General features: G+C 60.5%; 7 protein-coding genes and 1 pseudogene. 2 read left to right on the top strand and 6 right to left on the bottom strand.

The annotated features are described in order from the left end of the window. The 5 genes and pseudogenes from CAG47_RS25470 to CAG47_RS25450 form a co-directional block, all read right to left on the bottom strand. Positions 1–198 (bottom strand): annotated as a pseudogene (locus tag CAG47_RS25470) (aldehyde dehydrogenase); the annotation flags it as partial. A 75-nt stretch (positions 199–273) separates the two neighbouring features. Continuing rightward, complete coding sequence (gene phnX / locus CAG47_RS25465) at positions 274–1101, bottom strand: phosphonoacetaldehyde hydrolase (protein WP_085728627.1); 828 nt, start codon at positions 1099–1101, stop codon at positions 274–276. Between the two features lie 39 nt (positions 1102–1140). Then, the gene (locus CAG47_RS25460) at positions 1141–2484 is read right to left on the bottom strand and encodes an MFS transporter (RefSeq protein WP_085728625.1); all 1344 of its coding nucleotides are present in this window, start codon (positions 2482–2484) and stop codon (positions 1141–1143) included. Between the two features lie 271 nt (positions 2485–2755). Then, positions 2756–3922, bottom strand: a complete 1167-nt coding sequence (locus tag CAG47_RS25455; RefSeq protein WP_085728623.1) for a 2-aminoethylphosphonate--pyruvate transaminase — start codon at positions 3920–3922, stop codon at positions 2756–2758. A gap of 187 nt (positions 3923–4109) precedes the next feature. Beyond that, complete coding sequence (locus CAG47_RS25450; protein WP_085728620.1) at positions 4110–5501, bottom strand: FAD-dependent oxidoreductase; 1392 nt, start codon at positions 5499–5501, stop codon at positions 4110–4112. 178 nt (positions 5502–5679) lie between these two features. Between CAG47_RS25450 and CAG47_RS25445 the strand changes: the two genes are divergently transcribed. Together CAG47_RS25445 and CAG47_RS25440 are read left to right on the top strand one after the other, a co-directional pair. Further along, positions 5680–6555: a LysR substrate-binding domain-containing protein gene (locus CAG47_RS25445; protein WP_085728617.1), complete on the top strand. Its 876-nt coding sequence runs from the start codon at positions 5680–5682 to the stop codon at positions 6553–6555. Positions 6556–6849: 294 nt separating this feature from the next. Next, positions 6850–7356 carry a glycine zipper domain-containing protein gene (locus CAG47_RS25440; protein WP_085728615.1) on the top strand — a complete coding sequence of 169 codons (507 nt, stop codon included), beginning with the start codon at positions 6850–6852 and terminating at the stop codon, positions 7354–7356. Between the two features lie 302 nt (positions 7357–7658). Here CAG47_RS25440 and CAG47_RS25435 read toward each other — a convergent pair whose 3' ends face one another. Beyond that, a complete protein-coding gene (locus CAG47_RS25435) occupies positions 7659–8282 on the bottom strand; it encodes a DUF4157 domain-containing protein (protein WP_256577544.1) in 624 nt (207 codons plus the stop codon). Positions 8283–8319 lie beyond the last annotated feature (37 nt).

Genomic DNA, 8319 nt, shown 5'->3' with positions numbered 1-8319 from the left:
GTGGGCGGCATCCAGGGCCTTGTCGATGTCTTCGGCCGTGGAGCGGGGGAATTCGGCAATCGGTTGGCCATTCACTGGCGAGGTATTGGTGAAGTACTGACCTTTGACCGGCGCGACGAATTCGCCGCCGATGTAGTTACCGTATTTGGCTTTGAACGAAACGATAGCGCCTTCAGTACCGGGGTGAGCGTATTTCATGGTGGTGTTCTCTTGTCGTTTCAGGGCGTGACCGTCCGCGGGACGGTCACAGTCAATGGCACCGTTCGCGCAGGGTCAGGAGCCCTGAGGCGTTTCTCCACGGGCCAGTCGCGCATTGATGTCTTCGATCACCGCCGGCAACTCGACGATGGTGTCGATCAGGTAGTGAGGGCGAGAGCCTTCGAACATCTTGATGATGCGTGCGCGTTCTTCGGCCAACTCTTCCAGGGACAGGTCCTTGAATTCCTCATAGGTCAGACCCAGTGCGTTGCCGGAGCAGGTCAGTGCGACCGTCCACATGCCCGCGCTGCGGCCTTCGAGGATGCCCGGCCAGGTGTCGTCGACCTTGACGCAAGCCGCGACATCGTTGATCCCCAGGGCAATGACATTGGCCAAGGCCTGTGCGGGATGCGGGCGACCGTTAGGCACTTCGTCGGTGGCGACGACATGGTCGGTGACATAGCCGTTGGTGCGCGCCAGCTCTACGACTTTTTCCATGACCACGGCCGGATAGCCCGAGCAGGAGCCGATTTTCAGGCCCTTGTCGCGCAAGCCGTCGATAGTCTCGAGTGCGCCGGGAATCAACGCCGAATGCAGGGCGATCTTTTCGATCTGCAACGGCATGAAGCGTTCGTAGAGGGCGGTGACATCGTCATCGGTGGGCAGGCGGCCGAACACGGCATGGTAGCGATCGGCAATCTGCGGCTCGTTGCACAGCGTGCGGATGTGATCCCACTTGCCCATGCCCATCGGTCCGCGGGCTTCCGCCAGGGAAACGGCGACACCGAACTCGGCGAAGGCTTCGACGAAAATCTGCGTCGGCGCGAAGGAACCGAAGTCAACGACGGTGCCCGCCCAGTCCAGAACCACGGCTTGCAGTTGGGTCGGTTGTTGGTAATGCATGTTGATTGCTCCAGTGATTGTCAGGTTGGGAGATCGGGTTCAGGAGACAGTGGTGGCGCCGACCGATTGCACCGGGGTCGAGGCCTGCCGCTGGTTTTCCACGGTTTTCGGGCGGGCGTTCCAGAAAGGCACCAGCATCAGGCTGGCCAGCAGCGCAGTACCGGTGAAGATCAGGAACACGGTGATGGTGTCGAAGTAACCCGGCAGCAAGCCGCCGAGGACCGCACCGACCGAACCGCAGCCATTGACGAAACCGGCGGCGGAGGCCGCGCCGTCCTTGCTGCCGAAGTCGATGGCCGCCGAGCCGCTGATCATCGAATCCGGCCCGTAGAGCGTCAGGCCCATCATGAACAGCAGGCCGACCACCATGTACAGGCTGCCGCTCTGCATGGCAGGAACGAACAACCCCAGGCAGGCAGTGAGGATGACCAGGCTGAGCACGCAGGCCGGGATGCGACGGGCGCCGAAGTACTTGTCCGAGGCGATACCGATGAGGATCGGACCGATCAGGCCCGCCAGTTCAAAGGACGTGGGGACGATGGCGGATGCGACCTTGCCAATCTCGGGCATGCGTTCGTAGATGATCACCGGGCCCCACAGCAGGATGGCGTAGCGCGCTGGCTTGAGCATGAAATACGCAAGGCCGAGCACCATCACGGTCCGGTTCTTCATCACGGTGCGCAAGCCGGCCCACAGGCTTTCGCGAGGAACGACGGCATTGCCGACAGGCTCGAGCTCGATCTCCACGGCGGGCAGGCCGACGTCCTCCGGCCGGTTGCGTTGCAAGAGAAAGAACAACACCGCCACCACCAGCACCACGACAGCACTGCTGATAAAGGCGAGACGCCAGTCGTGGTACGAGTTATAGGCCCACCAGCCGGCAAAAGGCGTGGCCACCAGGCCGCCGAAGGCATAACTGGTGCTCCAGTAACCCAGCACGCGGCCACGCTCACCGGTCGCGAAGAAACTGCCGACGTTCTTGCACAGGCCCGACCAGCCGGTGGACTGGGCAAGCCCCTGCACCAGCATGCAGGAGACGAAGATCGGCAGGGTCGCATAGGTCCCCATGGCGATCGCCGCCAGGGCCGAAATGACCAGGCCGCTGAGGACCACGACCCTGGGCCCGAAGCGATCCGAGAAGTTGCCCCACAGGAACTGGCCGACGGCATAAGCGGTCAGGTAGAGGGCATCGAGATTGGCCATCATGGCCTTTTCGAGCACGAACTCCGGGTCTTCGCCAATACCCAGCTTGGCGACGGAGAACGCCTTTCGGGTGAAGTAGAAGGCGGCATAGGCCACCCAGGTGATGAGGAAGATCTGCACGCGCCAGCGCTGGAGGGATTTCCAGCCGGTTGCGAGAGGACTCGTGGTGTTCTGGTTCATGGTGTTCTGATCCCGTGTGAGGTGCCAGACAGCGCAATTGAGGTTGGTTTTTGTTTTTTTTGGTGCACAAGCCCGTCCGGACGCACGACATCGATCAGATGGCAGTGGGAACGGCATCAGGCTTGAGGTATCAACTTGTCGCGATCGCTGACGTGTGCCCGGTGCAACCGAGCGGTGAGTCAACGAGTCCATGATTAAAAAAAGGTCCCTGCCCAGAGGCGCTACCCATTGCACCTTTGCTCGAATTGACGAGGACCTTGAAAGGGGGCGTTCAGGTGTTCGGTTTTGGCATGTCCACGCCCATGGCCAGGAGGCTGTCGGCGATGGCGCGCAGCAACTGGTGGACGACGTATTCGTCGATCTGACCGATGCAGCCGATGCGGAAGCTTTCGGCCTGGGTCAACTTGCCCGGGTAGATGATGAATTGGCGGGTCTTGAGTTCTTCGTAGAAACGCGTGAACTGGAAGTCAGGATGCTCGGGGCAGAAGAACGTGGTGATGATCGGCGACAGCCAGCAGTCTTCCAGCAGGGTGCGGAAGCCCAGCTCACGCATGCCGCTGACCAATACGTCGCGGTTGTGTGTATAGCGCGCCAGGCGCCCCTGCACACCACCTTCGTCTGCATGTTGTTCAAGGGCCTTGTGGAAGGCCACGACGCTGTGGGTCGGCGGTGTGAAACGCCATTGACCGGTGCGTTCCATGTAGACCCATTGCTCGTAGAGATCGAGGGACAACGAATTGGCGCGGCCCTTGGCCGCTTCCAGGACGGAGCGGCGGATGATGACGAAGCCGAAGCCGGGGATGCCTTCGATGCACTTGTTGGCCGAGGACACCAGCACGTCAAAGGCGATGTCCTCGACGGTCACCGGCACGGCGCCGAAGGTGCTCATGGCGTCGATGATCAGGCGCTTGCCGTGGGCCTTCACCACATCGGCAATCGCGCGCAGCGGGTTGAGGATGCCGGAGCTGGTTTCGCAATGGACCAGAAAGACATGGGTCACATCCGGATTGGCAGTGAGCAGTGCATCCACTTCATCCGGCTGCGGCGGCAAGTAGTCACCCTTGTCCAGGGTAATGCAGGCGCGACCCAGGTATTCCAGGGTCTTGGTGGCGCGCTGGCCGTAGGCGCCGTTCATCAGCACCAGGGCCTTGCCGTCACGGGGGATGGCCGTGGCCAGCGCCGCCTCCACCGAGTAGCTGCCACTGCCTTGCAAGGGTACACAGGCAAAACTGTCGTCTTGCACGCCGGCCATGTGCAGCAGATGCTGGCGAACTTCGGCGGTGACGCGGTTGAAGGCCCCGTCCCATGAACCCCAGTCACGGAGCATGGCTTCCTTGGTGGCTTTGGAGGTGGTCAGCGGCCCCGGGGTCAGCAGGTAGGGCTCGCCCAGGGCTGGTGTGGCCAGCGGCAGGGGAGACGGGAATTCAGCTTTGGTCATGATCTTCTCCGGCGGTTTTGTTTTTGTGGGGAGTGATGCACGGAGCGATAGAAACATTCGCATAAAAATAACTGAAATCGATTTATCACATGTCACAAACAAGCTGAGCTTATAAGTGTCCGGATGATGGCTCGCCCGGTTTTCACTGAAATGACAGGTGATGCCTCGCCTTTGCCGGTCGAAGCGATCAGCCCTTATCCGCCTTGCCGGCTGCCGCGGCGAACTTTGCCAGGCGTACGTCCAGCCGATTCGGGCGGCGATTGCGGTCCTCGGCTCGTTCCTTGCGGCGAACGGCATTGCGCACCATCAGTGAACCCAGGTAGCGAATCGGTTCCGGGGGGAAGTGACCGCGGGGGCCTTGCAGCAGCGGTGAGCGCGTCCAGGGATTGTCCAGCCCGAGCACCAGCGACGAGAGGATCTGCCCGCCCATGTGACAGGGGCCGACGCCGCTGCCGGAGTAACCGAAGCCATAGAAAATGTTGCCCCGTGCACCCATGCGGCCGAAGAACGGCAGCCCGGTGACCGAGCGGTCGGACGGGCCGTTCCAGGTGGCGGCGATGCCGACATCGGCAAAGTCCGGAAAGAACGCCCCCAGGGTGTTACGCAACAGGCCTTCATAGGGGGAGGGCTGGTCGAATACCGGCAGGATGCGCCCGCCGTAGGCGAAGGTATTGCCGCCTTTGCCGAGCATGATCCGGCCGTCCGGCGTGTTGTGGTAGTAGTGCACGAAGATCCGCGAGTCGAGTACGGTGACGCCGCTGGTCAGGCCGATGCGCTTGAGCAGGTCAGGTCGCGGTTCGGTGATGATCATGTCGCTGGAGACAATGGCCACTGTACGTTCGAACTCTGGAAAGGCCCGCGCCATCCAGGCATTGATCGCCATCACCACACGATCGGCGACCACTTGCCCGCCCGGCGTGCTGACGGTGGCCGGCAGCCCTTGTTCCAGGCCGGTCATCGGCGAACCTTCGTAGATGCGCACCCCCAGTTCCAGCGCGACCCGACGCAGGCCGCGCACCAGCTTGCCCGGCTGCACACTGGCAGCCGCCGGCGAAAACCAGCCTTCGATGTGCCGGGTCGAACCCGCCATACGCTGCACGTCCGCCTGCGCGTATTTGCAGAAAGAGTTGATGCCATTGCGCTCCAGCGCCGCGATCACCCCGTCGGTCGAACCCAACTGGGCGCGGTTGGTCGCTGTGTAGAGCGTGCCATCGAGACGGTAATCGGCATCCACCGCGTACTTTTCGCAAAAGCTGCCGATGGCGTAGATGCTCCGCTCCGATTCCTTGACCAGGCGTACCGCCTCCTGGACGCCGAACAAGCGCTCCAGGGTGAAGTACTTGGCCGACCAGGACAGAGCGCAACCGCCGTTTCGTCCGCTGGCACCGGCGCCGCAAATGTCGGCTTCGACGATGACCACGTCCAGTTCGGGGTTCTGCTCCTTGATCATGATCGCGGTCCACAAGCCTGTGTAGCCGCCACCGACGATGCAGACATCGGCGCGGGTATCCTGCTGCAGCGGTGGACAGGGTGTGTCGGGTTGGTCTTTCAGGGCCTGTTCGAGCCAGTAGGGGCGCATGGGGGCATCTCCATCGATCGGTTCAAGATAAGGGGGCAGGACACAATCACGCGCACGCGGCGGTCACGATCATTTCCACGCCCCGGGCGACTTGCGAAAACCATGCTTGCAGTTCATCTTTTATAAATAAAATCGATTTAACGAATGCACGAATAAGTTGAATCTATATAAGGTCCTTATGGCGATTTCCCATACGCAACTCAAGGCGTTCCACGCCGTGGCCATGAATGGCAGCTTCACCCGGGCCGCCGAGCAGCTCTGCCTGTCCCAGCCAGCGGTGTCCGACCAGGTGCGCAAGCTCGAGGATTACTACGGGGTGATGGTGTTCTATCGCGACAAGCGTCTGGTGCGCCTGACTGAAGTGGGCGAGCAATTGTTCGGCCTGACCCAGCGCCTGTTCGATATCAGCGTCGATGCCCACGACATGCTCATGGACTACCGAACCCTGTCCACCGGGACCCTGAACCTCGCCGTGGATGCACCGGTACATGTATTGCCCTATGTCGCCCGTTTCTGCAGCCGTTATCCCGGTGTCGATGTGAACATTGAAACGGCCAACACCGATGAGGTCCTGCAACGCTTGTTCGGACACCAGGCAGACATAGCCCTGTTGGGGCGGCACATCGAGGACGAGCGCCTGCTGACGCTGCAGTTGCGCAGTGATCCCATGCTCGCCTTCGTCGCCCATGACCATCCATGGGCACAACGCAGCTCCATTTGCCTGGCTGACCTGGACAACACGCCGCTGGTCTTGCGCGAACAAGGCTCGGTGACGCGGCTGTACCTCGAAGAGGAGATGGCGGCAGCAGGCTTGCGCATCCGCAAGGCGATCGTCGCGCAGGGGCGCGAGGCCGCGCGCGAAGCCGTGGCGATCGGCATTGGCGTCGGAGTGGTCTCGGCAGCCGAGTTGGGTTCTGATTCCCGGCTTCGCGGATTGCCGATCAGCGACTGCCTGCGCTGCTTCACCGAGACCCTGGTATGCCTGCGGGCACAGAGTTCGCGGCGAATCCTGACGACCTTTTTCGACATCGTTCGAGAAGGGTTGGGGGGGTGAAGGCCGCAAGATGTCTGCATCATTGCCGATAAGGACATCGCCATGTCAGCGAACAAGGCTTGCCCCGCTGCGTATCGGGGACGCTGTCTGGTTGAAGCGCATTGCTGCAGGGCGCGGCAGTGTCCTGAAAAGGACTTTCGCGATCAGCCCAAGACAGCCGAAAATCCCTAAAGTTTCATTGAAAAAACAGTTACTTAGTGAATTTTTTCAATTCGTGTTACTCGTCGGATTTCAATTGTAAGCCCCCGTCCAGAGCCTCAGGATCGCCTCGGCACCCCTTTAAGGCTTTCATAAATGAAGTACTCCTCGATTCTCTTGTTGTCACTTGGCCTGCTAAGCGGCGTTGCGTCGGCAGGCAGCAATACCGAAGCGGGCATAGGCGGTGCATTGGGCGGAGTATTGGGCTCGGTGGTCGGCCAGTCGATCGGCGGCAGCACCGGCTCGGCAATCGGCGCAGGTGTGGGTGGCGCGGCCGGTGGTGCGGTGGGTGCCAACAAACACAGTCGTGGCGAAGCGGCCATTGGCGGCGCACTGGGCGCAGCCGGCGGTAACGTGGTAGGTCGCAAGATGGGCGGCACCACTGGCAGCCTGATCGGCGCGGCAGCCGGTGGCGGCGTGGGCAGTGCGCTGGGCAACCACATGGGCCGGGAATATGACGATGAAAGCGGTCATCGCTACCGTGGTCATCACTATCGTGGTCGTGACTATGACGACGATGATGACGACGATGATCAGGGCTGGCGTCGTCACCGCCACGACCGTGGCCATCACTATGGTTGGCGCAAACACCACAGGGACTAGACCAACACCTCCAGTACCCCCAGGCTGTCAGAACCATTTCTGCAAGCCTGAATGTTCCCAGCATAACCGCAGCGGTGGATTTGCCAGGAGCAACCATCGGATCGTTTGAATGTTGGCAAGAAGCAGAACATGAGTTCGCTTTGGGTCCGGACTGTGGGAAAACCTGCGCACCATTCCGCCCTTCGATTTGGCATCGGTGTTTGCGCACGGCCCGGACCCTTTGCGGACGTTAAAAAACGTCTATGACGGGTCGTTTCAATTATCTCTTCCGTCATTAGCCGACCAGGTTTGGTCCTTTGAACTCAAGGATTTCGAGGCGGCTCCAGCTTGGCCATGCTGACTCTCAGCGCTCTGGATACCTGGGTTTGAATCTCATAGGCAGGCGCCTCAACGGTTGTGTAGTCACGGGTATAGCGAGTGGCAAATTCGCGAACTCCCCATTGCAGGTATTGCTGCACGTGCTTCAACTCATGTGCCCATAGCGCGACATTGTTAAGCGCATCATCGGGACTGCGAAAGACGATGATGTCCATAAGGGTGACCGCACTTACATCGGGATTCTGCAGCATGGCGTGTGCGGCGTTCAGCTCTGCATCATCGCCTACCTTGTAGCGAGCCGAATCGAGCACCTGGATGTCATAGTAGGGTTCGAGTTGGGCCCGGATGTTCAGCGGGATTGTCCGAATATCGCCAGTTGCCGCGGTGTTGCGCGATTGCACGATCCAATTCTGCAATCCAAAGGCCGCCATTTGGTTCATGCTTTCGAATATTTCCCCGTTTTCCTCTTTGGAGCCTGGAGCACAAAAACAAGCGACCATGCAGACTTGGTACTGTCCTTCCGGGCAGGCTAAAACAGCGGACGAAGTGCCAATGGAAAAGAGCGGTATCGCTAACCGGAATATTTGACGTACAAAGACAGTTAACACTTGGTTCTCCCAGAGGCAATGATGGTCGGCAGACGAT

It is taken from the genome of Pseudomonas sp. R37(2017) (assembly GCF_002113375.1).
Classification (GTDB): Bacteria; Pseudomonadota; Gammaproteobacteria; order Pseudomonadales; family Pseudomonadaceae; genus Aquipseudomonas.
Note: the sequence above shows the minus strand (reverse complement) of the source record. Positions and strands in the feature narration are given on the sequence as shown.

What these genes read in the sequence shown, in the direction of transcription:
- phnX (WP_085728627.1), bottom strand. Translation starts at nt 1,101, where the DNA reads ATGCATTACCAACAACCGACCCAACTGCAAGCCGTGGTTCTGGACTGG.
- CAG47_RS25460 (WP_085728625.1), bottom strand. Translation starts at nt 2,484, where the DNA reads ATGAACCAGAACACCACGAGTCCTCTCGCAACCGGCTGGAAATCCCTC.
- CAG47_RS25455 (WP_085728623.1), bottom strand. Translation starts at nt 3,922, where the DNA reads ATGACCAAAGCTGAATTCCCGTCTCCCCTGCCGCTGGCCACACCAGCC.
- CAG47_RS25450 (WP_085728620.1), bottom strand. Translation starts at nt 5,501, where the DNA reads ATGCGCCCCTACTGGCTCGAACAGGCCCTGAAAGACCAACCCGACACA.
- CAG47_RS25445 (WP_085728617.1), top strand. Translation starts at nt 5,680, where the DNA reads ATGGCGATTTCCCATACGCAACTCAAGGCGTTCCACGCCGTGGCCATG.
- CAG47_RS25440 (WP_085728615.1), top strand. Translation starts at nt 6,850, where the DNA reads ATGAAGTACTCCTCGATTCTCTTGTTGTCACTTGGCCTGCTAAGCGGC.